19 protein-coding genes and 2 riboswitches are annotated in these 21,735 nt (G+C 66.6%); of the genes, 2 read left to right on the forward strand and 17 right to left on the reverse strand.

Translation table 11 applies throughout. The features are described from left to right. Window positions 1-1,752 carry an aa3-type cytochrome oxidase subunit I gene (ctaD, locus tag AC5Y4N_RS18480; protein WP_499908493.1) on the reverse strand — a complete coding sequence of 584 codons (1,752 nt, stop codon included), beginning with the start codon at window positions 1,750-1,752 and terminating at the stop codon, window positions 1-3. A gap of 165 nt (window positions 1,753-1,917) precedes the next feature. On the opposite strand from ctaD, the gene AC5Y4N_RS18485 reads away from it, so the two are divergent. Continuing rightward, window positions 1,918-2,637 (forward strand): polysaccharide deacetylase family protein, encoded by a 720-nt coding sequence (locus tag AC5Y4N_RS18485; RefSeq protein ID WP_499908495.1) that lies wholly within the window; start codon window positions 1,918-1,920, stop codon window positions 2,635-2,637. Between the two features lie 3 nt (window positions 2,638-2,640). Here AC5Y4N_RS18485 and AC5Y4N_RS18490 read toward each other — a convergent pair whose 3' ends face one another. The 13 genes from AC5Y4N_RS18490 to AC5Y4N_RS18550 form a co-directional block, all read right to left on the reverse strand. Continuing rightward, window positions 2,641-3,510, reverse strand: a complete 870-nt coding sequence (locus tag AC5Y4N_RS18490) for an alpha/beta fold hydrolase (RefSeq protein WP_499908497.1) — start codon at window positions 3,508-3,510, stop codon at window positions 2,641-2,643. A gap of 83 nt (window positions 3,511-3,593) precedes the next feature. Continuing rightward, window positions 3,594-6,425 (reverse strand): aminomethyl-transferring glycine dehydrogenase, encoded by a 2,832-nt coding sequence (gene gcvP, locus AC5Y4N_RS18495; protein WP_499908499.1) that lies wholly within the window; start codon window positions 6,423-6,425, stop codon window positions 3,594-3,596. Between the two features lie 30 nt (window positions 6,426-6,455). Further along, window positions 6,456-6,565, reverse strand: a riboswitch (glycine riboswitch). Then, a riboswitch (glycine riboswitch) is annotated at window positions 6,566-6,663 on the reverse strand. Between the two features lie 96 nt (window positions 6,664-6,759). After that, a complete protein-coding gene (locus AC5Y4N_RS18500) occupies window positions 6,760-7,362 on the reverse strand; it encodes a MerR family transcriptional regulator (RefSeq protein ID WP_499908501.1) in 603 nt (200 codons plus the stop codon). 208 nt (window positions 7,363-7,570) lie between these two features. Further along, window positions 7,571-8,065 carry a bifunctional nuclease family protein gene (locus AC5Y4N_RS18505; protein WP_499908503.1) on the reverse strand — a complete coding sequence of 165 codons (495 nt, stop codon included), beginning with the start codon at window positions 8,063-8,065 and terminating at the stop codon, window positions 7,571-7,573. A gap of 60 nt (window positions 8,066-8,125) precedes the next feature. After that, window positions 8,126-8,872: a transcriptional regulator FtsR gene (gene ftsR / locus AC5Y4N_RS18510; protein WP_499908505.1), complete on the reverse strand. Its 747-nt coding sequence runs from the start codon at window positions 8,870-8,872 to the stop codon at window positions 8,126-8,128. Window positions 8,873-8,876: 4 nt separating this feature from the next. Then, window positions 8,877-9,359 carry a glycogen accumulation regulator GarA gene (gene garA, locus AC5Y4N_RS18515; protein ID WP_499908507.1) on the reverse strand — a complete coding sequence of 161 codons (483 nt, stop codon included), beginning with the start codon at window positions 9,357-9,359 and terminating at the stop codon, window positions 8,877-8,879. A gap of 187 nt (window positions 9,360-9,546) precedes the next feature. Next, entirely contained in the window at window positions 9,547-9,942 is a 396-nt protein-coding gene (gcvH, locus tag AC5Y4N_RS18520) for a glycine cleavage system protein GcvH (protein WP_499908509.1), read from the reverse strand. A gap of 43 nt (window positions 9,943-9,985) precedes the next feature. After that, window positions 9,986-10,756 (reverse strand): DUF881 domain-containing protein, encoded by a 771-nt coding sequence (locus AC5Y4N_RS18525; protein WP_499908511.1) that lies wholly within the window; start codon window positions 10,754-10,756, stop codon window positions 9,986-9,988. Window positions 10,757-10,759: 3 nt separating this feature from the next. Next, window positions 10,760-11,092 carry a small basic family protein gene (locus tag AC5Y4N_RS18530; RefSeq protein ID WP_499908513.1) on the reverse strand — a complete coding sequence of 111 codons (333 nt, stop codon included), beginning with the start codon at window positions 11,090-11,092 and terminating at the stop codon, window positions 10,760-10,762. A gap of 45 nt (window positions 11,093-11,137) precedes the next feature. Then, window positions 11,138-12,043, reverse strand: a complete 906-nt coding sequence (locus tag AC5Y4N_RS18535; protein ID WP_499908515.1) for a DUF881 domain-containing protein — start codon at window positions 12,041-12,043, stop codon at window positions 11,138-11,140. Next, on the reverse strand, window positions 12,036-12,716 hold the full coding sequence (locus AC5Y4N_RS18540; RefSeq protein ID WP_499908517.1) for a CDP-alcohol phosphatidyltransferase family protein: 681 nt from the start codon (window positions 12,714-12,716) through the stop codon (window positions 12,036-12,038). Before AC5Y4N_RS18540 ends, AC5Y4N_RS18535 begins: the two co-directional genes overlap by 8 nt. A 10-nt stretch (window positions 12,717-12,726) precedes the next feature. Beyond that, window positions 12,727-15,051: an accessory Sec system translocase SecA2 gene (gene secA2 / locus AC5Y4N_RS18545; RefSeq protein WP_499908519.1), complete on the reverse strand. Its 2,325-nt coding sequence runs from the start codon at window positions 15,049-15,051 to the stop codon at window positions 12,727-12,729. Between the two features lie 99 nt (window positions 15,052-15,150). Continuing rightward, window positions 15,151-16,788 (reverse strand): acetolactate synthase, encoded by a 1,638-nt coding sequence (locus AC5Y4N_RS18550; RefSeq protein ID WP_499908522.1) that lies wholly within the window; start codon window positions 16,786-16,788, stop codon window positions 15,151-15,153. A gap of 120 nt (window positions 16,789-16,908) precedes the next feature. Between AC5Y4N_RS18550 and AC5Y4N_RS18555 the strand changes: the two genes are divergently transcribed. Continuing rightward, the gene (locus AC5Y4N_RS18555) at window positions 16,909-18,822 is read left to right on the forward strand and encodes an ABC transporter ATP-binding protein/permease (RefSeq protein WP_499908707.1); all 1,914 of its coding nucleotides are present in this window, start codon (window positions 16,909-16,911) and stop codon (window positions 18,820-18,822) included. Window positions 18,823-18,849: 27 nt separating this feature from the next. Here the strand turns inward: AC5Y4N_RS18555 and AC5Y4N_RS18560 are convergent, their stop codons facing one another. Genes AC5Y4N_RS18560 through AC5Y4N_RS18570 form a run of 3 tightly spaced genes read right to left on the reverse strand, consistent with a single transcriptional unit; the run spans window position 18,850 to window position 21,576 of the window. Next, entirely contained in the window at window positions 18,850-20,340 is a 1,491-nt protein-coding gene (locus AC5Y4N_RS18560) for an FAD-binding protein (protein ID WP_499908524.1), read from the reverse strand. Next, window positions 20,337-20,837, reverse strand: coding sequence for a VOC family protein (locus AC5Y4N_RS18565; protein WP_499908527.1), 501 nt, complete (start codon window positions 20,835-20,837; stop codon window positions 20,337-20,339). The genes AC5Y4N_RS18560 and AC5Y4N_RS18565 overlap by 4 nt, the downstream gene beginning before the upstream one ends. Before the next feature lie 52 nt (window positions 20,838-20,889). Then, window positions 20,890-21,576: an Rv1815 family serine proteinase gene (locus tag AC5Y4N_RS18570; protein WP_499908709.1), complete on the reverse strand. Its 687-nt coding sequence runs from the start codon at window positions 21,574-21,576 to the stop codon at window positions 20,890-20,892. Between the last annotated feature and the right edge of the window lie 159 nt (window positions 21,577-21,735).

The raw sequence follows: 21,735 nt of genomic DNA on the forward strand, positions 1-21,735 counted from the left end.
TCAGTCGCGGTCCGGCGCGGTGCGCAGCGGTGTCGGCGCGTCGGTCTCGAGTTTCTTCTCGCGGTGGCCGCCGATGTGAGATTCGGCCCGCATGCGCTCGACCATCCACGGGTAGTGCAGCTCGAAAGCCGGTCGCTCCGAACGGATTCGGGGCAGCTCGTAGAAGTTGTGCCGCGGCGGCGGGCAGCTGGTGGCCCACTCCAGCGAGTTGCCGTAACCCCACGGGTCGTCGACGGTCACCGGCTCGCCGTAGCGCCAGCTGCGGAACACGTTCCAGGTGAACGTGATCATCGAGACGCCGAGGATGAACGCCCCGATGGTCGACACGATGTTCAGCGCTTCGAACCCGTCGCTGGGCAGGTAGTCGGCGTAGCGCCGGGGCATGCCCTGGTTGCCGACCCAGTGCTGCACCAGGAACGTGGTGTGGAAGCCGATGAACGTGGTCCAGAAGTGCAGCTTGCCCAGCCGCTCGTCGAGCAGCCGGCCGGTCATCTTCGGGAACCAGAAGTACACCCCCGCGAACGTCGCGAACACGATGGTGCCGAACAGCACGTAGTGGAAGTGCGCGACGACGAAGTAGCTGTCGGTGACATGGAAGTCCAGCGGCGGGCTGGCCAAGAGCACCCCTGACAGCCCACCCAGCAGGAACGTCACGACGAAGCCGACGGCGAACAGCATCGGCGTCTCGAAGGTCAGCTGCCCCTTCCACATCGTGCCGATCCAGTTGAAGAACTTGATGCCGGTGGGCACCGCGATCAAAAACGTCATGAACGAGAAGAACGGCAACAGCACCGCACCGGTGGCGAACATGTGGTGCGCCCACACCGCCATCGACAACGCGGCGATGCTGAACGTGGCGTACACCAAAGTGGTGTAGCCGAACAGCGGCTTGCGGCTGAACACCGGGATCACTTCGGTGATGATCCCGAAGAACGGCAACGCGATGATGTACACCTCGGGATGCCCGAAGAACCAGAACAGGTGCTGCCACAGAATCGCGCCGCCGTTGGACGGGTCGTAGATGTGCGCGCCGAGGTGGCGGTCGGCGGCCAGACCGAACAGCGCCGCCGTCAGCAGCGGGAAGACCAGCAGCACAAGGATGCTCGTCACGAGGATGTTCCAGGTGAAGATCGGCATCCGGAACATCGTCATGCCCGGGGCGCGCATGCAGACGATCGTGGTGATCATGTTGACCGCACCCAAGATGGTGCCGAGGCCGCCGACGCCCAGACCAAGGATCCACAGATCGCCACCGGCGCCGGGGCTGTGAATGGCGTCGGTGAGCGGGCTGTAGGCCGTCCAGCCGAAGTCCGCCGCACCACCTGGCGTGATGAAGCCGCTGAGCGCTATCAGCGCCCCGAAGACGAAGAGCCAGAACGACAATGCGTTGAGGCGCGGGAACGCGACGTCGGGCGCGCCGATCTGCAACGGCAGCACGATGTTGGCGAACCCGAACACGATCGGGGTTGCGTAGAAGAGCAGCATTGCCGTGCCGTGCATGGTGAACAGCTGGTTGTACTGCTCGTTGGACAAGAACTGCAGCCCGGGTACGGCCAGCTCTGCCCTGATCAACAACGCCATCAGCCCGCCGACGAAGAAGAACACGAAGCAGGCGACCATGTACATGATGCCGATCAGCTTGTGATCGGTGGTGGTGATCAGCTTGTACACCAAGTTGCCCTTGGGGCCCAGCCTGGCCGGGAAGGGTCGACGTGGCTGCAGTCGTGGCAGGGCGGTCGCTTCTGCGGTCATGGACATCCCTTGTCATCCGGTCCTGTGTGCCGATCCTATGCCTGTACCCCGTCGAGGCGAAGATTTTCCGGGCGGGCTTGGCGACCCCCGATATCGGCCGCACTCACAGTGCACTGACAGGTGAAGCGGCCCCCACGGGCGCGAATGGATCGTTACCGTGACAATGTGCCGAGCGTCGATCGACGCACATTACTGAAAGCCATTGCGGTCGGAGTGTTGGCGGCGACGACCCGGCCGGCGCCAGCGCACGCCGCACCCGCTGGGCGCATACCGCCGCCCGATGGGGTGCTCACCCGGTTGCCGGGTGACGGAAACCTCTTGGCGCTCACCTTCGACGACGGCGCGAGCATCGCGGTTGTCTCGGCGTTCGCCCAGTTCTGTCGCGACAGCGGCACCCGGATGACGTTCTTCGTCAACGGCGCCAACGCCTCATGGTCGGTCAACGCTCCTCAGTTGCGGCCGATGGTCGACTCCGGCCAAATCCAGCTGGGCAACCACACCTGGTCGCACCCCTACGTCACGCGAGTCAGTCCGGGGGCGCTCACCGACCAGATCCAGCGGAACAAGGACTTCCTGCAGAACACCTACGGCGTCGATGGCACCCCGTACTTCCGGCCGCCCTACGGTGTACACAACGCGGCGACCGACAAGATCGCGGCCGATCTGGGCTACCCGACGATCACGTTGTGGAGTGCGACGATCGGCGACTCCAGAGTGGTCAACGAGCAGCAGCTGATCAACTACGCCAAGCAGGCGTTCACAGGCCAGCAGATCGTGCTCGGACACGCCAACCTGCCGCCGGTCACGCACACGTATCCGCAACTGCTCGACATCATCGCCAGCCGCAACCTTCAGACGGTGACGCTCAACGACGTGTTCGGCTGAGCGTCACGCGTCGGTGAGCAGCGTGAGCGCCCCGGCTGCGAACGCATCGGGACCTTCGAGCTGCGGATAGTGGCCCAACTGCGGCAGCTCGATCACCGGGGCGGTCGGCCGCAGCTCGCAAAGCCCGTCGAGCACGTTCGTCGTGGCGACCGGGTCCCGCAATGCCCAGAGGAACCCCAGCGGTTTGGGCCAGTCGCGGACCGCGCCGTGCCAGCGCTGCGCGTAACGCACACGCTCGTCGAGGTAGGAAATCAACAGGTGGGCGATGCGGTGACCGTCGTTGTGCGACAACAGCGCCCACTGCGCCGCGGCTTCTTGCGCCGACAGCGGATGGTCGTTGCTGAACAGCCTGCCGAAGCCACGGGTGAAGCCCCGGCGGTTGACCAGTCGCGCGAACACCGGCCCCAGCCGGCTGCGCAGGATCTTCTGACTCGGCCGCAGGCTGGCCCGCGCCAGAATCACGCTGCCGTTGGAAAGCACCGCGCGTTGCAACTCAAAAGGCAAGCGGCCGCGAAGATCTCGTGAGAGCAGCTCGGTGGTCACCGAGGTACCCATGTCGTGGGCGAGCACCACGACCGGCCCGTCGGTGACCTCGTCGACAACCGCCTGCACCAGATCGGCTTGCTCGAGCAGACTGTAGTGGTGCGGCCTGGGCTTGTCCGACAGGCCGAAGCCCAGAAAGTCCAGCGTCAGCCACGCCCGGCCGGCCAGGTGCGGAACGACTTGGCGGAAGTCATAGGAGCTGGACGGAAAGCCGTGCAACAGCAGGATGGTCGGGCCGGCGCCCTCCTTAAAGCGGACGAACACCTGGCCTGCGCTCGTTTGGATGAAGCGCCCGCCGTCGCGCCACTCGGCCACGCTTGGTGGAAGCACCTTCGGGACACTAGCCCCCGAACGTTGGCTTATTCCACGCTTTTCACCGCAGCGCGTGGATCAACTCCACACTCGGCGATGTTTCAGCCGAACGCCTCCACCGGCGGGCAGGAGCACACCAGATTGCGGTCCCCATACGCCCCGTCGATGCGGCGCACCGGCGGCCACACTTTCGGCCGGAACCCCTTGCCCAGCGGATACGCAGCCTGCTCGCGGGTGTACGGATGCCCCCACTTGTCCACCATCAAGCAGGCCGCGGTGTGCGGTGCGGCGCGCAGCGGGTTGTCCTCTGCCGGCCACTCCCCCGCGCCGACCTTGTCGATCTCTGCGCGGATCGCGATCATCGCGTCGCAGAATGCGTCGACCTCAGCCAGGCTTTCACTTTCCGTGGGCTCCACCATCAGCGTGCCGGCTACCGGGAAGCTCATGGTTGGCGCGTGAAAACCGTAGTCTGCCAACCGCTTTGCGACATCGTCCACGGTGACGCCGGTGGCCTTGGTGATGCCACGCAGATCGAGGATGCACTCGTGGGCCACCATGCCGTTCTCGCCGGTGTACAGCACCGGGTAGTACTCGTCGAGCCGGCGTGCGATGTAGTTCGCCGACGCAATCGCCGTCAGCGACGCCGCGCGCAGGCCGGGCGCGCCCATCATGCGGATGTAGGCCCACGTGATCGGCAGTATCGACGCTGAGCCGTAGGGTGCCGACGACACCGGCGGCGCGTCGGAGAGCTCGTCGGCGAGCGGGTGCCCGGGCAGATACGGCCGCAGGTGCTCGCGCACCGCGACCGGGCCCACACCGGGGCCACCGCCGCCGTGCGGGATGCAGAACGTCTTGTGCAGGTTGAGATGGCTGACGTCGCCGCCGAACCGGCCCGGGCGGGCCAGGCCCACCAGTGCGTTGAGGTTCGCACCGTCGACGTAGACCTGGCCGCCCGCGTCGTGCACCGCAGCGCAGATCTCCGCGATGTCGTGCTCGTAGACCCCGTGCGTCGATGGATAGGTGATCATCAGTGCCGCAAGGTCATTCGCGCGCTCGGCCACCTTGGCCCGCAGATCGTCGAGGTCCACATCCCCGTTCGGGCGGCACGCGACCACCGCCACCCGCATACCCGCCAGCGCGGCCGACGCGGCGTTGGTGCCGTGCGCGCTGGACGGGATCAGGCACACGTCGCGGTGCGGCTCGCCGCGCGCGGCGTGGTAGGCGTGGATGGCGAGCAGCCCGGCGTACTCGCCCTGCGAGCCCGCGTTGGGCTGCAGCGACACCGCGTCGTAGCCGGTCATCCGGGCCAGCCAGGTTTCCAGATCGGCGATCAGCCGCCGCAGGCCCGGGGTATCCGACGCCGGCGCGAACGGGTGCTGACGGGCGAACTCAGGCCACGTGATGGGTTCCATCTCGGCCGCGGCATTGAGCTTCATCGTGCACGATCCCAGCGGGATCATGCTGCGGTCCAACGCAATGTCTTTGTCCGCCAGCATCCGCAGGTAACGCATCATCTCGGTTTCGGTGCGATACCGGGTGAACGCCGGATGAGTCAGGAATTCGCTTGTGCGCGAAGTGATTTCGGGTCCAGCGAACGGCTCGTCGACCGGCTCGGCGCCGAATGCATCGAGCACCTGGTCGACGTGGCTGTCGGTGGTCGCCTCGTCGCACGACACGGAAACGTGGTCGTCGTCGACCACCCAGATGTTGATGCCCCTGGCTTTTGCCGCATCACGGATCTGGGCGGCGCGGCCGGGGACGCGGGCCAGCACGGTGTCGAAGAACGACCGGTGCACGACCTCCACGCCCGCAGCTGCGAGTCCACCGGCCAGCCGGCGCGCGTGCCCGTGGACGCGGCGGGCGATCGCCGTGAGCCCCTCGGCGCCGTGGTAACTGGCATACATCGCGGCCAGCACCGCCAGCAGCACCTGAGCCGTGCAGATGTTGCTGGTCGCCCTGTCGCGGCGGATGTGCTGTTCGCGGGTCTGCAGCGACAGGCGGTATGCAGGCGCACCGTCGGCGTCTAACGACACCCCGACCAGCCGGCCCGGCAGCTGGCGCGCGTGCTTGCTGTGCACGGCAAGGTATCCGGCGTGCGGGCCGCCGAAACCCATTGGCACGCCGAATCTTTGGGCGCTACCGAACGCGACGTCGGCGCCGATTTCCCCCGGCGGGGTGACGAGCGTCAGCGCCAGCAGGTCGGCACCGATTGCCACCATCGCGCCGCGCTCATGGGCCTGCGCCACTAGGTCACTCCAGTCGACCACCGCGCCGCTGGCGCCGGGAAGCTGCGCGATCACGCCGAAGAACTCGCCGTCGGGCAGGCCGTCCGTCAAGTCGGCCGTGACGATTTCGATGCCCAGCGGCGCTGCCCGGGTAGCTAGCACAGCGGCTGTCTGGCGATAGATGTCGACGTCCACGGCCAGCCGATGCGAGCTACCGCGGGTCGCGCGGTGCATCAGCGTCATCGCCTCGGCGGCAGCCGTACCTTCGTCGAGCATCGACGCGTTGGCGATCTCCAAGCCCGTCAGGTCGGCGATCATCGTCTGGAAATTCAGCAGCGCCTCCAGCCGGCCTTGGCTGATCTCCGGCTGATACGGCGTATATGCCGTGTACCAGGCCGGGTTCTCAATGAGATTGCGGCGCAACACCGCTGGGGTCAGCGTGTCGAAATAGCCCTGCCCGATCATCGAAACCGCGACGGTGTTGGTGTCGGCGAGACGGCGCAGCTCCGTGAGCGCCTCCTCCTCGGTGGCCGGAGGCGGCAAGATCTCCAGGCCGGGCGCCGCTTCGCCGTCGAGACCATCGAAGATCGTGGTGGGAATGGCTTTTTCTGCCAGCTCCTCCAGGGAATTCACGCCGATGACGTTCAGCATTGTCGCGATGTCGTCGGGGTTCGGGCCGATGTGGCGGTCGGCGAAACTGGTGGACACGGGCGGGCTCCTGACGATAGACGACTGGTGCCCTCTCCCTCTGTCTTCGACCCAGTCACCGGGCGCCTGAGAGATTCGGCCTGCGCCTTTCCCCATCGGCGGGTGATGACGCCCGTCATCACCGCTTTCCAGAGGCATCGTGTCCCGTCGCGGTCCGGGGGCCTGAGAGGTTGACGGAGAGGTGTTGCTCCTTCGGCGTTCGTGACTGGCGGCCACGAAACTCTCCCGCTTCCGGGCGATGCGGGTGCCAGTCTACCCACCTACCGCGAGCGCGCGCGTCTGCACCTCGACACGCCGCGAAATGCGGACAACCGCGCTCGCTCGCGCGGGACTGTCAGCCGATCTTGCGGTCGCGGTGCTTGCGCCGGGTGGCCAATTCGTCTTCGGGTGCGGCGATCGACTCGCCACCGTCGGCGCGCTCGCCCGGGAAGTCGGCGATTGCGCCGGTGAGTTCACGCATCGCACCGCTGACCGCGATGCCGAACACTCCTTGGCCGCCCTGCAACAGGTCCACCACCTCTTCGGCCGACGTGCATTCGTACACCGTGGTGCCGTCGGAGAACAGCGTGATGTTGGCCAGGTCCTGTACGCCGCGCCGACGCAGATGGTCGACCGCGACGCGGATGTTCTGCAGCGAGATGCCGGTGTCCAGCAGCCGCTTGACGATCTTCAGCACGAGAATGTCTTTGAACGAGTACAGCCGCTGGCTGCCGGAACCGGCAGCACTGCGAATCGACGGCACCACCAATGAGGTCCGGGCCCAATAGTCCAGTTGGCGGTAGGTGATGCCGGCGATCTGGCATGCGCTGGGGCCGCGGTAACCGACGAGCTCGTCGGGAATCGAATCATCCGGGAACAGGCCGGGCTGCACCGGCTCGCTGGGTGCGCTGTCACTTGCTTTCAGGTCCAGCTGCTCTTGACGTGGATGGTCATCCACTGTCCTACCTCCCGCCTGTCGCGTTGGCTATCGACTGGCCATCGTTCGCGTTACGGCTCGAGTTGCTCGAGCATACGCGTCGGGCGGGCCGCTGCGCCTGCCGTTACCGCCAAAATTATGGCGGCTGAAAGGACCGGTCAATGTGACCGCCACCCGCGTGTCGGAGCGGCTCGGACAAGTTGAGACGCTTCCGTGATCAGCTCCGCGCTCAGGTCGCCTTGAAGTCGTCCGGTGAGACGCTGTCGAGGAACTCCTTGAACTTCTCGACCTCTTCTTCCCGCACGGCGCCCGTGGACTCCTCGTCGTTCTCATCGGGAATCAGCAGGCCCGCCTCCGCGAGCACCGCCTCCTCCACGTAGATGGGCACGCCCACGCGCAGCGCGATCGCCACCGAGTCTGACGGCCGCGCGGACACCTTGATGTTGCGGTCGAAGATCAGGTCGGCGTAGAAGGTGCCCTCCTGCAAGTCGACGATGCGCACCTCTTTGAGCGAATGGCCAAGCGCGGCAATGACATCTCGGATCAAGTCGTGGGTCAGCGGACGCGCCGGCTCGACGCCCTGCTGTTCGAGCGCGATCGCCGCCGCCTCGGACTGACCGATCCAAATAGGCAGGTAGCGATCGCCGTTGGCCTCCCTCAGCAACAAGACCGGCTGGTTCTGCGGCTGCTCAACGCGTATGCCGACGACCCGAACCTCACCCATATGCGCCTGCCCTCCGCATGTGACGAAGCCAGTTGAAAGACTTCGCCGCCAGTCTAATCCTCAGCGGTCGAGAACGTCGCGCACCGCCGACTTCACCAACGCCGTGTGTAACGTGATCGCCAGTGCGGCAACCTCACGAGCCAAGTCGTCGGCCCGGTCGCGCGCGCCGGTCTTGCCGCCCTTGCCCACCGGTCCGGCGATCTGCGCGATCAGGTCGGACTGCCGGTCTGCAGCCGAGCGGAACGCCCGTAAGTGCCTGGGCTCGACACCGAACTCGCTCAGCGCAGCCGCGCACCGCAGGATCACCACGTCGTCCTCGTCGAAGAATCCGGCGGGACCCGCGATCACCACCCCGGCTTTCGTCAGCGCAGTAAGCAGGGCGTCGTCGACGCCGGCCCGATCGAGGAGGTCTTCTCGGCTCAGCCGGACCTGCGCCGCTTCCACCGCGCCGTCAGCGTCGGCCACCGCGCTGTCGAGCGTGCCGGCGACCGTCGTCAATCGCGGTGCGGCGAAGGCGAACCCGGCCGACTGCGGCAACTCGCCGTCCGGCTGGGCATCCAGATGTGCCTTGATCACCTTCAGCGGAAGATAGTGGTCGCGCTGAGCGGACAAGATGTAGCGCAGCCGCGCGCAGTCGTATGCAGTGAACCTGCGGTATCCCGATGCGCTGCGCTGCGGGGTGACCAGCCCCTCCGCCTCCAGGAACCGGATCTTCGAGATCGTCACGTCAGGAAACTCCGGCCGGAGCAGGTCGAGCACCGCTCCGATGGACATGCCGGCCAGGGCGGGCGTCTCGGGGGCGCTCACGGGTTTACCCGGATCCGGTTTCGCCGTCGTCGCCCTTCGGACCCGTCAGGAACACGAGGCGGAACTTGCCGATCTGCACTTCGTCGCCGTTGGCCAGCACTGCTGAGTCCACCGGCTCGCGGTTGACGTAGGTGCCGTTGAGGCTGCCGACGTCCACGACCTGGAATTCGCCGTTCTCCAGCCGAAACTCGGCATGGCGGCGCGACACGGTCACGTCGTCGAGGAAGATGTCACTGTCTGGATGCCGGCCCGCCGACGTCACCGGCTGGTCGAGCAGAAAGCGCGACCCCGCGTTGGGTCCGCGCTTGACGACGAGCAGTGCCGACCCACTGGGCAGGCCCTCGACGCCGCCCACCGCGGTATCGGCGCCGGGGCTGGCGGGCGCGTCGAGCTCGTTGAGGAAGTCCGCGCGAAAAACGGAGGTCGTTTCCACGGTGACTTCGTCAGACGTCTGGTCTGCCCCAGAATTCGAGTCCTTGTCGGTCACCCGCTGCTCCTCCTGGCTGTTCTGGCGGCTGCTTTCGTGGCCGCGGTTTCCAGCGATTTCGTCAAGCCGACCTGCGCCCTGCTCCTCAAACCGTACCCCGAGGCCTCGGTTATTGTGCCCGCCCTGTTCGTACCAGGGCGGGGGTGTCCGCGAGGTCAATTCCGTCCGTGAACCCTAACAAGTCGCCTCATTCGGTGATCGTGTTGCGGTAGCCTTCGGCGTCCAGCAGCCCGGAGACGCCTTCGTCAAGTGCGGACGATTCGGCCTGCAACTCCACCAGCCAGCCGCCGCCGTACGGCTCGGAATTCACCAGCTGCGGATTGGCGTCCAGATCCCCGTTCACGGCAACGACTTTCGCCGAGACCGGCGCATAAAGGTCGGACACCGATTTGGTGGATTCCACTTCGCCGAAGGGCTCACCGGCCGTCACCGTGGCACCGACCTCAGGCAGCTGGACAAACACCACGTCGCCCAGCGACGACTGCGCGAAGTCGGTGATTCCCACCCGTACGGTGTCGGAGCCCGTGCGGCGCACCCACTCGTGTTCGGCGGTGTAGTGCAGGTCAGGCGGGACTTCGCTCACGGGGCTCCTCAACTCTGGTTATGTTGGCGTGACTTGGCGGCGGTCATTTGACGGGCTGAGCGTATTGGCGCGGTTTCGGTTGCCGCAAGGCGGTCACGTCGACGCGGTCGGACTGCTGCATCGTCATGGTGCCGCCCACCCGCTCCACGCTGTCGACGGCGCCACCCGGGATGTTCACCGCAGCCGCCAACGTCGGTGGATCCCCTATGGCCACAACCGAATACGGGGCTGTCAGGGTTTGTCCGTCCACCGACAACGCACCCGCGCGGCCGCCCACCCAGGTGTCGACGCCCACGCGCACCGCCGTGCCGCCTGACGCCCCGCGGATCTCGATGGCCTCCGCCCCGGCGGCCCGAAGTTCGTTGATGACGTCGATCATCGCCTCGGGAGACACGCCGCTCACCGGGTCATCGATCGTCAGCGTTACCCCTGGTCCCGTCGCCGCCACCGTTCCCACCAAGATCGACAGCGCCGCGAGCCGGTCTTGCGCGTCCGCGACGGCGGCTTGGTCGCTGTTGCCCGACGCCCTCAACGCGGTCAGCGTGCGCTGCAAGTCGGACACCTCTTTGTTCAGCGTCGCCTCTCGCTGCTGCAGCGAATCCAAGAGCACCACCAAATCCGCTGGCCGGGCGGATTCCAATGCGTCACCGGACTCCGTCTGGCGGACCTGTGTAGCGATGGCGGCGCCCAGGATCAGACACAGCAGCACAGCCAGCGTCCCGAACACCGTCAAACGCCGCCTCCGCGGCGGCTTCGCGTCGGCGGGAAGCTCATGACGCCCGTGATGAGATGGCTCGGCCTCGTGCTCGCTCATGCCTCATGCCCCGAACAGTTTGCGCCGCAGTGCCGCGGCATTGCCGAAAATGCGGATGCCCAGCACCACGATGATTGCGGTGGACAGCTGTGTGCCGACGCCCAGTTGATCGCCCAGGTACACGATCAGCGCTGCGACCAACACGTTGAACACGAACGAGACGACGAACACCTTGGAATCGAAGATGCGGTCCAGGTACGCGCGCAGGCCGCCGAAGACCGCATCGAGTGCCGCCACCACGGCGATCGGCAGATAGGGCTGCACCGCGTCAGGCACGCTGGGGTGAAACACCAGCCCCAACACGATTCCGACGGCCAATGCCGCAATACCGATCACTGCTGCCGCCTCCTTCTCGCCCAAGCTTTCATCGGGTCTTCCCGCTCATCCGATTGGCTTGGCGTACTTGACTTCTCGGCTCCCGGCCGGCGGGACAGTCAGCGACTCGACTGTGCTGATCGTGACGCCGACGCCGTAGGACACCTGCAGCAGTCGCACGCGCTGAAAGCCTGCACTGCGCTCGAATCCGTCCTGCATCGCATGCGCCGGTCCGATCGCCACGATTGTGTATGGACTGCTGATCGGCTGATTGTCGACCAGAATCGCCCCGCCCGCCTGTCGGATGGTGACGTTGGGACCGATGCGCACCCCGCCGACGGCGACCGCCTCGGCGCCGGCCGCCCACAGCGAGTTGACCACCAGCTGCAGGTCGCGGTCGAGGACCGCCTGCCGGCTGCCGGGGATGCGCTGCTTCGACACGTCGGACAAATCAGGAGTCACCCCGGGGTCGCTCATCGTCACGGTCAGGCCCGGGCCCGTTACCGCCGTCGACCCGGCCGGGACGACGAGTTCGTCGAGCCGGCGCAGCAGTTCGCGGCCTTCCGCGTCACCCTCCAGCCGGCTTCGCCGCAAGCTGTCGACCTCGCGAGACAGCTGGCCGCGTTGTGCGCTCAGCGCGTTGGCACCTGCTTCCGACGACCGCACACTCTTCACCAGCACCTGCTGGGTTTCCTTGACGCCGGGTGCCGTGGAGCGCGCTTGCGCGACGGCCGCGGCGAACACCAGCGCCACCAGCAGAGCGGCCGCGGCCTGCCATACCCATACCGTCCAGCGCTGCCGAGATGTCTCGCGCTTCTGGCGTTCGGCGGCCGCGGCAGCGTAACCCGGGTCGAGGTGCTCGGACAGCAGCGACCGCAGCAGCGACGGCACGGGGTTGAACTGGGGCTGGCCGGCTTCGTGTGCGCTGAGCCCGGCGTGCGGGTCGTAGCCGCCGAGAGCCCGGTCAGTCATGTGCCGACTGTCCTCCGGTCACTGGGCGTCGGTCCGTCGCGGTCACTTTCGGCATCCGGCGCAGCACCAGAACGAACTGCACGGCGTAGAGCACGAAGCTCCACAGATACAGCGCAAAACCCCAGATCGCGAATCCCCACCCGATGGCCAGCACGACATGGCTCCACAACCCGTCGAACTGGCCCAACAGAATCAGCGGAAAGCCGGACATGAGCGCGAACGTCGCACCCTTGCCGATGTAGGTCACCGGCAGCCCGGTCAGGCCGCGGCTGCGCAGGGCGGGCAGCGTTGCGGCCAGCAGCGCGTCGCGGGCAATCAGGGCGATGACAAACCACCATGGCGCAAAATGCCTGAGCGCGAACGCAATTGGGACCGCGAGCATGTAGATCCGGTCCACCGTCGGGTCGAGCAGCTCGCCGAGCCGAGAGGATTGGTTCGCCAGCCGCGCGATCTTGCCGTCCAGCCAATCCGATGCGCCGGAGAACATCAGGATGCCGGTGGCCCATGCGTCGGCGTGCTCGGCCAGCAGCAGCCACAAGAACACCGGCACCAGCGCCAGCCGCAGCACGCTCAGCGCGTTGGGCACCGTCAGCACCCGGCCGTGCGGCTCCCCGGTCGAATGTCGCCGGCCTTGCGGCTCCCCGGTCGAACGTCGCCGGCCTTGCGGCTCCATGCCGCGAACTTTAACGGAATATCCCAGGCAGGCTCAGCGCGGACAGAGTCTCGTCGGCCAGCGGATTGTCGTGCACCATGTACGTCCACGTCGACGTCGGTCGCGCGAGCTTCGACAAGTCCAGCCCCGGCTCGTCTTCGGTGACGTTGGCCGTCTCGAAGGTCTGCTGGGCCGCCTCGATCGCGTCGGCCGCCAGCGACGCGAATGCGTCGACGGCCATCCGGTGGAATTCGTCGAGCGGGTTCTGCCGACCCAGCGCGCGCAGGTGGATGCTTTCTCGGATGTCGGCCAGGTACGCCAGATGGTCTGCCCAGCCGCGGTCCAGGTGATACAGCATGATCAGCCGGCAGATCCGCTCCAACTGCTCATCGGAAAGCTGCTGCGAGAGTTCGCCGTAGCGCTTCGGCGAGCGCTCCTCGAGCTCCTCGCGCGCGGTCGGGGTGCGCAGCAGCGTGTTACGGCGCTCGACGATGATCGCGCGCTGCTGGGCGATCAGTTCGTTGTAGCGCCAGGTGTTGGCGTGCACGTCGAGAAGCTTGCCTTCGGCTACCCGTTGGGCGTGGTCCAGCAGCCCCGCCGCCTTGGGGCTGACGATGCGGCCGTCCTCGTCTGTCTCGGTGGGCAGCTTGGACGGATCGAGGTTCGCGGTGACGACGTCGTCCTCCCAGCTCGAGAAGAACACCGACGACCCCGGATCGCCCTGACGCCCGGCCCGCCCGCGCAATTGGTTGTCCAGCCGCTCGGTGTGGTGGCGGCCAGTGCCGATGACGTGCAGGCCACCCAGCTCGGCGACTTGATCATGGTCGGCTTCATCGGACCCGCCCAGCCGGATGTCGGTGCCCCGGCCGGCCATCTGGGTCGACACCGTCACCGCGCCGAGCTTGCCCGCCTCGGCGATGATCGCCGCCTCCTCCGCGTCGTTCTTGGCATTGAGCACCACGGCCGGCACGCCGGCCTTGACCAACTTTTCATGCAGCTCTTCTGATTCGGCGACGTCTCGGGTACCGATCAGCACTGGCTGCCCGGTCGCGTGCACCTCTTTGATGTGTTCGACGATCGCGTCGTTCTTCGCGGCGGCCGTGATGTACACCCGGTCCGCCTCGTCCTCGCGGATGTTGGGCCGGTTCGGCGGTATCGGCGACACCCCGAGCCGGTAGAACTGGCGCAGCTGTTCGCCGGCGGCCAGCGCGGTGCCGGTCATCCCGCACACGGTGGGATACCGGTTGATCAGCGCCTGCACCGTGATGGTGTCCAGCACCTCACCGGTCTCCGTGGTCTCGATGCCCTCTTTGGCCTCGACCGCCGCCTGCAGCCCGTCCGGCCAGCGTTGCAGCTGCGCGATCCGCCCCCGCGACGCATTGATCAGGTGCACCGCGTCGTCGCGCACGATGTAGTGCACATCGCGCTGCAGCAGCACATGCGCGTGCAGGGCCACGTTCACCTCGGTGAGCGTGGTGCCGACGTGCTCCTCCGAATACAGGTCGATCCCACCGAGTTTCGCCTCGACCTTCTGCGCGCCCGCCTCGGTGAGGTGCACGTTGCGGCTGTCGGCGTCGGTGTCGTAATCCTTGCCTGGGATCAGTTCGCCGACGAGCCGGATGATCTCCAGCTTCGGTGTCTCGCGGTGGGTGGTGCCGGCCAACACCAGCGGCACCAGCGCCTCGTCGACGAGCACAGAGTCGGCCTCGTCGATCAAAGCGACGTCCGGATTCGGAGACACCAAATCCTCGACGTCAGTGACCAACTGGTCGCGCAGCACGTCGAAGCCGATCTCGTTCACCGAGGCGTAGGTGACGTCGCATTTGTAGGCGGCGCGCCGTTCGGCGGGCGTCGATTCGGCGGCCACCCAGCCGACGGTCAGGCCCATCGCCTCCAGCAGCGGCCCCATCCATTCCGCATCGCGGCGGGCCAGGTAGTCGTTGATGGTGATGACGTGCACGTGGCGGCCCGCCAAGGCGTACCCCGCGGCAGCGATCGCCCCGGATAGCGTCTTGCCTTCACCGGTGGCCATCTCGATGACGTCTCCGGCCAGCATCCGCAGCGCGCCCAGAAGCTGCACGTCGAACGGTCGCAGATTGGTGGCGCGCTCAGCTGCCTCACGGGCGATCGCCAGGAACTGCGGTATGTCGCGCGACTCGGCAAGGTCTTCGAGGTCCAGCAGTCTTGCGGCCTTGCGCAGCTGATCGTCGTCGAGATCGGCTGCTTTCTTGTCGAACTCCGCCGACTGCTCGACCTGCGCTAGTGAGCGGTTCTGGTTCTTCTCGGTGCTGGCCCCCAGCAGCTTCCAGAATTTGCTGCTCAGGCGGCCCGGCTTGGTGCTGCTCGATTTCGCCACGCTCCAACCCTACGTTTCTCTGCCGAGCGTGCGTGTCTGCCCGGCGACACGCGGTACCAGCCGTACAACCACGCACCCTCGCGCCCCGTGGCGTAGCGCCTAGGCCAGAACTGAGCGCCGCGGATAGGCGACCGCAGGGTCGGTCAGCACGTTGACCACGGCCGGCAGCCCAGCTTCGAACGCCCGCTGAAGCGCCGGTCGAAGCTCCGCCGGCGTCGACACCAGCTCGCCGTGTCCGCCGAGCGCTCGCACCACCTCGTCGTAACGTGTGCCGGGCCGCAACTCGGCGACCACCGAATATCCGTAGAGCATCTCCATCGGGTGTTTCTCCAGCGCCCAGATGCCGTTGTTGCCGATCACCGACACAACCTGAATGTCGTGGCGCACCAACGTGTCCCACTCCATGCCGGAGAACCCGAACGCGCCGTCGCCCTGAACCAGCACCACTTGGCGGTCCGGCCGCGCGAGCTTGGCTGCCAGCGCGTATCCCGGGCCGGAGCCCAGGCAGCCGAAGGGTCCGCTGTCCAGCCATGCGCCGGGTACGTAGCTGTCGATCATCCGCCCGGCGTAGGAGCCGAAGTCGCCAGCGTCGATGACGACGATCGCGTCGCGGTCGAGCATCGGAATCAGTTCCGCGTAGACGCGCATCGGGTGCAGCGGCGCCCGATCGTCGGACAGTTCGGCCTGCTCAGCGGACCGGGCAGCCGTCTCAGCGGCGCGCAGGTCGGCGATCCACGCCTCGCGCCCGGGCGAACGGGCTTCGGCCAGCGCCGACAAAGCCTGGGTCAGGTCGCCGTAGAGCTCGGCCGCCGCTGCCCTCGGATGCGGTCGGCCCGGTTCGGCGCGGTCGACGACGACCAGCTGGGTGTCGGCACCGAACACCCCGCCGAAGCCAAGCCGGAAGTCCATCGGAACGCCGACGACGAGCGCGACGTCGGCCTCCTTCAACGCCCGCGAGCGTGCCCGCGAGAACGCCAACTCGTGGTCGGCGGGCACCACGCCGCGAGCCATGCCGTTCATCAGCACCGGGACGCGAGCCACCTCGGCCAGGCGCAGCAGTGCCGCCTCGGCATGTCCCCACCACACGTTGGTGCCGGCCATGATCACGGGCCGCTCGGCTGTGGCCAGCAGGTCCGCGGCCCGCTGCAGCGCGTCGCCGTCCGGTGAAGGCCCGCGCGACACGTCGGCAAGCGCGCCCCGCAGGCCCTCGTCAGGCGCCTCCGAGAACACGTGGTCCATCGGGAAATCGACGAACGCCACGCCGGACGGCGCCGTCACCGCAGCCCGCAAAGCCTCGTCGACCAGCGTCGACGCCGCCTGTGGCGACGTGGCCGTGGCCGCGAACCGGGCAAGCGGCGCGACGAACGGGACGTGGTCGATTTCCTGCAGCGAGCCCTGCCCCCACCGCAACGCGGGTGCGCGGCCGCCGAGCACCACCAGCGGCGACTGGTTCTGCTGCGCCGCCGCCATCGCACTCATGCCGTTGGTCACCCCAGGCCCGGCGGTCAACGCTGCGACGCCGGGGATGCGCGTCACCTTCGACCAGCCCTCGGCGGCGAACGCCGCAGTCTGCTCGTGGCGGGTGTCCACCAAGCGGATGCCCTCGCTGCGGCAGCCGTCGTATAACGAGAACAAGTGGCCGCCCGACAGCGTGAACACGGTGTCGATACCGCTGGCCTTCAGGCGGCGGGCAATCAAGCGGCCGGCGTGCACGGTGGCGGGAGCGTCGATGCTCATGACGGTGAGCCTAGATGCCGCTGCCGCGCTGACGAGTCGCCACTGCGGTAGCTTCGCCGCAAGGTCGCCGTCGCTGCGTCCGCAGGACACAGCCGCACAGGAGATACGCCGTTGGATGAGTTGACTCCGTTCGAAACCTCGATCAACTGGGGTCAGGAGATTTGGACTTCGTTGTGGTGGGTCAGCAAGGCGTGGGCGATCAGTGCCGTCTGCACGCTGCTGGGAGTGGTTCTGCTGCTGACGCTGACCACCTGGGGAAGACAGTTCTGGCGCGTCACCAAGGGCTACTTCACCGGCGCTCCAAGCGTGCGGGTATGGCTGTGGCTTGCTGTGTTGCTGCTGCTGGTGATCCTCGGCGTGCGGCTCAACGTGCTGTTCAGCTATCAGAGCAAGGACATGATGACCGCGATCCAGACCGCGGTCCAAGGCATCGCAGCCGACAACACGGCAGTCAAAGACTCAGGGGTACATGGCTTTTGGGTGTCACTCGGGATCTTTTGCATCATGGCGGCGCTGCATGTGGCCCGCACCATGCTCGACCTGTTCCTGATGCAGCGCTTCATCCTGGCCTGGCGGATCTGGCTGACCGAGGAGCTCACCGGCGACTGGCTGGACGGCAAGGCCTATTACCGCAGCCGGTTCATCGACGACACCATCGACAACCCGGATCAGCGCATCCAATCCGACATCGACATCTTCACCACCGGCGTCGGCCCGCTGCCCAACACCCCAACCAACTCGACCGGTAGCACGCTGTTGTTCGGCTCGGTGTCGTCGATCGCGTCGGTGGTGTCGTTCATCCCGATCCTGTGGAACCTGTCGGGCACGCTGACGCTCTTCGGTATCAGCATCCCCCGGGCGATGTTTTGGACCGTGTTCGTCTATGTGTTGTTCGCGACCGTGGTCGCGATCTGGATCGGCCGTCCCCTCATCCGATTGAGCTTTCTCAATGAGAGCTTCAATGCCGCCTTCCGATATGGGCTCGTACGGCTACGGGACGCTGCCGAGGCAGTGGCGTTCTATCGCGGCGAGCGAGCAGAGCGCGTGCAACTGAGACGCCAGTTCGACCCGATCGTCTCCAATTACAAGAAGTATGTGAACCGCAGCGTCGGGTTCAACGGGTGGAACCTGTCGCTGAGCCAGACGATCGTCCCGCTGCCCTACCTGTTGCAGGCGCCGCGTCTGTTCTCCGGTGAGATCAAGCTCGGCGACGTCACGCAGACGGCCACGGCGTTCGGCAACATCCACGACTCGCTGTCGTTCTTCCGCAACGTCTACGACTACTTCGCTGGCTACCGCGCCGCCATCCTTCGCTTGCACGGCCTCGTGGTGGCCAACGAGGAGGGGCGCGAATTGCCCAGTCTCACAACGGAAGACAGCGCTGGCTCGGTTGAATTGCGTGCTGTCGAGGTGCGCACGCCGACCGGCACTCAGCTGGTCGAGCCGCTGACACTGCGGCTGGCTCCCGGCGACGGGCTGGTGATCGTCGGCAAATCCGGCACCGGCAAGACCACGCTTCTGCGCAGCCTGGGCGAATTGTGGCCGTACACGTCCGGCGTGCTGCGCTGCCCGGGTGGCGGCACCAACGAGACGATGTTCCTGTCGCAGCTGCCGTACGTTCCCCTGGGTGACCTGCGCGCGGTGGTGTCATATCCCGCCGAGCCGGGTGAGTTCACGGACAAGCAACTGCAGGAAGTGCTCGTCAAAGTGGCCCTTCCCCACCTTGTCGGGCGGCTCGACGAATCCGACGACTGGGCCAAGGTGCTGTCGCCAGGCGAGCAGCAGCGGGTGGCCTTCGCGCGCATTCTGCTGAACAAGCCCAAGGCGGTGTTCCTCGACGAGGCGACCTCGGCGCTAGACGAGGGCCTGGAAATGACGCTGTATCAACTGCTTCGGCGCGAGTTGCCGCAGTGCATCGTGGTGAGCGTCAGCCACCGGCCTGCCGTCAACCAGTACCACGACCAGCAGTTGCACCTGCTCGGCGAAGGCGAATGGCGACTCGGCCCGGTGGAAAAGGAAAAGCAGCCGGTCTAACGCGCGGTGCGCCGTGCCGCATCGCGCCTACCGCTTGCGCTGCTGTGCAGCATGCGCACCGGCGCGGCGCCCGAAGAACGACCCCTCACCCAGCTGCGTGCCGCTGGCATAGCCCTTGCCGTCTTGTGCGATGTTCGACGCGCACGCGCCGGCCGCATACAACCCACGGATGACGCTGCCGTCGTCACGCAGCACCTCGCCGTCGATCGAAACCGCCAGCCCGCCCATGGTGAAGCCCGAATACATGGCCCGGCCGAGCGACAGGTCGAACGCTGCCCAGGGTCCTTTGTCTTGCGGCGCAACGTATTCCGGCTGTTTGTGGAAATCGGGGTCTTCGCCGCGGGCGGCGTTCTCGTTGTAGCGGTTCAGCGTGGCCACCAGATTGCCTTCCGGAATGCCCAGCGCCTTTTCCATCTCATCGACGGTCTCCCAACCGTCGATGAACCGAATCAGCGGCATGGGCGGCATCTCGGTATGGGCCTCGTCGACGATCAGGTACGCCTCGGCGTCGGGTTGCTCCATCACGAAAGCCGACGTGCGCGAATGGTATGAGTCCTCGGCGACGAACCGCTGGCCGAGCTTGTTGACGATGATCCCGGTCAGCAGGATCTCGGGTGGGTAGGCCGCCGCGGTGATGAACATCTGGTCCATGTTCTTGGCGACTCCGCCGGCCGACACGCCCAGCCGGATGCCGAGCCCGTCGTCGTTCGGGTTGCCCAGAATGTAGGGCTCGACCTCCCCGTGATGCTTGGTGCGTCGCTTCTGCCCCAGCGCGGGCGTGTACTGCGCCACCATGTCATGGTTCATCGCGAATCCGCCGGCGGCGATGATCACTGAATTCGCCTTCACCGCACCGGTTTCGCCGAAGTGCTTCCATCGCACCCCGACCACCGCACCGTCGTCGTCGACGATCAGGTTGGTCGCCCCGGTCTCGTAGCGGATCTCGACGCCCAGTTCGTCGGCGCGTTTCACCAGCAGGTCGATGACCATCGCGGCGCCGCCCAGTTCGCCGGGAACCGGCACAGAGTGCCCACGCGGAGCCGGCTTCGCTTGCTCGATGAACGGCCACACCTTTTCGTTGCCGGTGTACGACAGCCCTTCGGTGTTCGGCGGGACGATGATCTTGCCGGGATAGAAGCTGCGTTCGAACTGAAAGCCCAAGTCTTCCAGCCAGTTGAAGTGCTCGACACTGCCCTCGCAGTACGCGCGGATCTTGTCGTGCTCAGGATCTCGCGATACCGCGACCAGATACTTGTACATCTCCTCGGGTGAATCGTCGTGGCCCGTCGCTTTCTGCACGGCGGTCCCACCACCGAGATAGAAGTGGCCGCCGGCCATGGCGGACGTTCCGCCGGCTGCCGACGCCTTCTCGAGAACCAGCACCCGCGCGCCGTCGGCCGCGGCGCTCACCGCTGCGCTTCCCCCGGCGATACCGAATCCGACGACCACGACGTCGACGTCGTCGGACCACTCCGTTACGTCGGCGGCGGCAACGGTGGGCGGGATCTCTGTGGTCACTGGTGCTCCTGCTTGAGTTGGTCGAAGAACGCGCGGATTGCCGCGGGGATCAATGCGATTTCCAGATATGGCACGCCGGCCGCGACCGCCGACACGTAGGCGAAGCGCATGCCGCCGGGCATCTCGCCACGCATCACCACCGGCGCGCCGTCCCGCTCAGCGTCCTCGATCGCCGCGGCGAACGCAGCTTCGTCGGCGGCTTCGATGCAGATGTGGTGCAGGCCCGCGCCGCTGTCGCGGAGGAATTCGGTGTAGATGCTCTCGCCAGAGACCGGTGCGATGAGCTCTAGTTGGAGGTCGCCGGCGTAGCTCAACGAGATGTCGGCGACGAAATTCGCAGGTTCGCCCCGGTACGTGCCGGTGTCCGGGCCGAATCGCACTCCGGGTATCCGCGCCCATTTCTTGGTGCCCAATAGGCTGTTCAGCGCATTCTCAGTGGCGTCGAGGTCGGTGGTGACCCACGCAACCTGGACAGGTGTTCGGACAGCGAGACTCATTGTCTCGCCAGGATAGTGCTCCGCGAGACGAAGTGGAACACGTTCTAGTTCGTCAGTGCTGCAGCTGCCACGCCGTCCGCTGGACGGTTGCCGACGGCGCGTTGACGTCCTCGGCGATCTGCTGGCGGATCGAGTTCCACAACACCGCCGCTGGATAGTCGCCCCACGTGCTGTTGAACAGGCCGACCAGCACCGCGCGGCCGTCGTCGGCGAGAACGTACACAGGACCCCCGGAGTCGCCCTTCTGGCTGACGACGCCGTGGCCCATCGTGAACCAGCCGTTGTACACCCCCTCGACGCTGCCGCAGCTCTCGCCGGTGGCGACGCCGAAGTGGCAGACGGCCTGGCCGGGATGAATGGCGAAGCCGGGATCGGTGACCAGCGCGCGTCCTCCCGGCAGCACATTGTTGGGCGAGACATCGCCGGCCAGAATGATGCCTTCGTAGTCGTTGATCGAATCGTTGGTGGACACCGTCGCGCCGTTGGGCGTGTTGTCGCGGTACATCGACAAGGACCCGATCACGTTGCCGCTCTTGTCGGTGACGGTGCCGCTGCCGCGGCAGTGGCCGGCGGTCACCGCAATCCGAAGGGTCGGTTCGACATATCCGAGCGTGCACAGGTTGGTGTCCTGCCGGATCTCCATGCCCGGATACACCGGAACGGGACTCGCATGCGCCGGCGCCACGGGCGCCGCGATCGCGGCGGCCACGGTGGCGAGCACACTGAGAACACGCACGATGATCTGTTGCACCCGCCAACTCCGATCAATCGAGGCGGCCGAGCTGTCCGGCCACGTGAGGACACTACCGGCGGCTCTTGCGAACCGCCGGGCACGAGGTCGGCTACCCGCTGATTCCGGCCTGTACTCCCCGCATATCGCAGTCGGCCGCTGCATCGT

The organism is Mycobacterium sp. NGS19 (assembly GCF_059813155.1).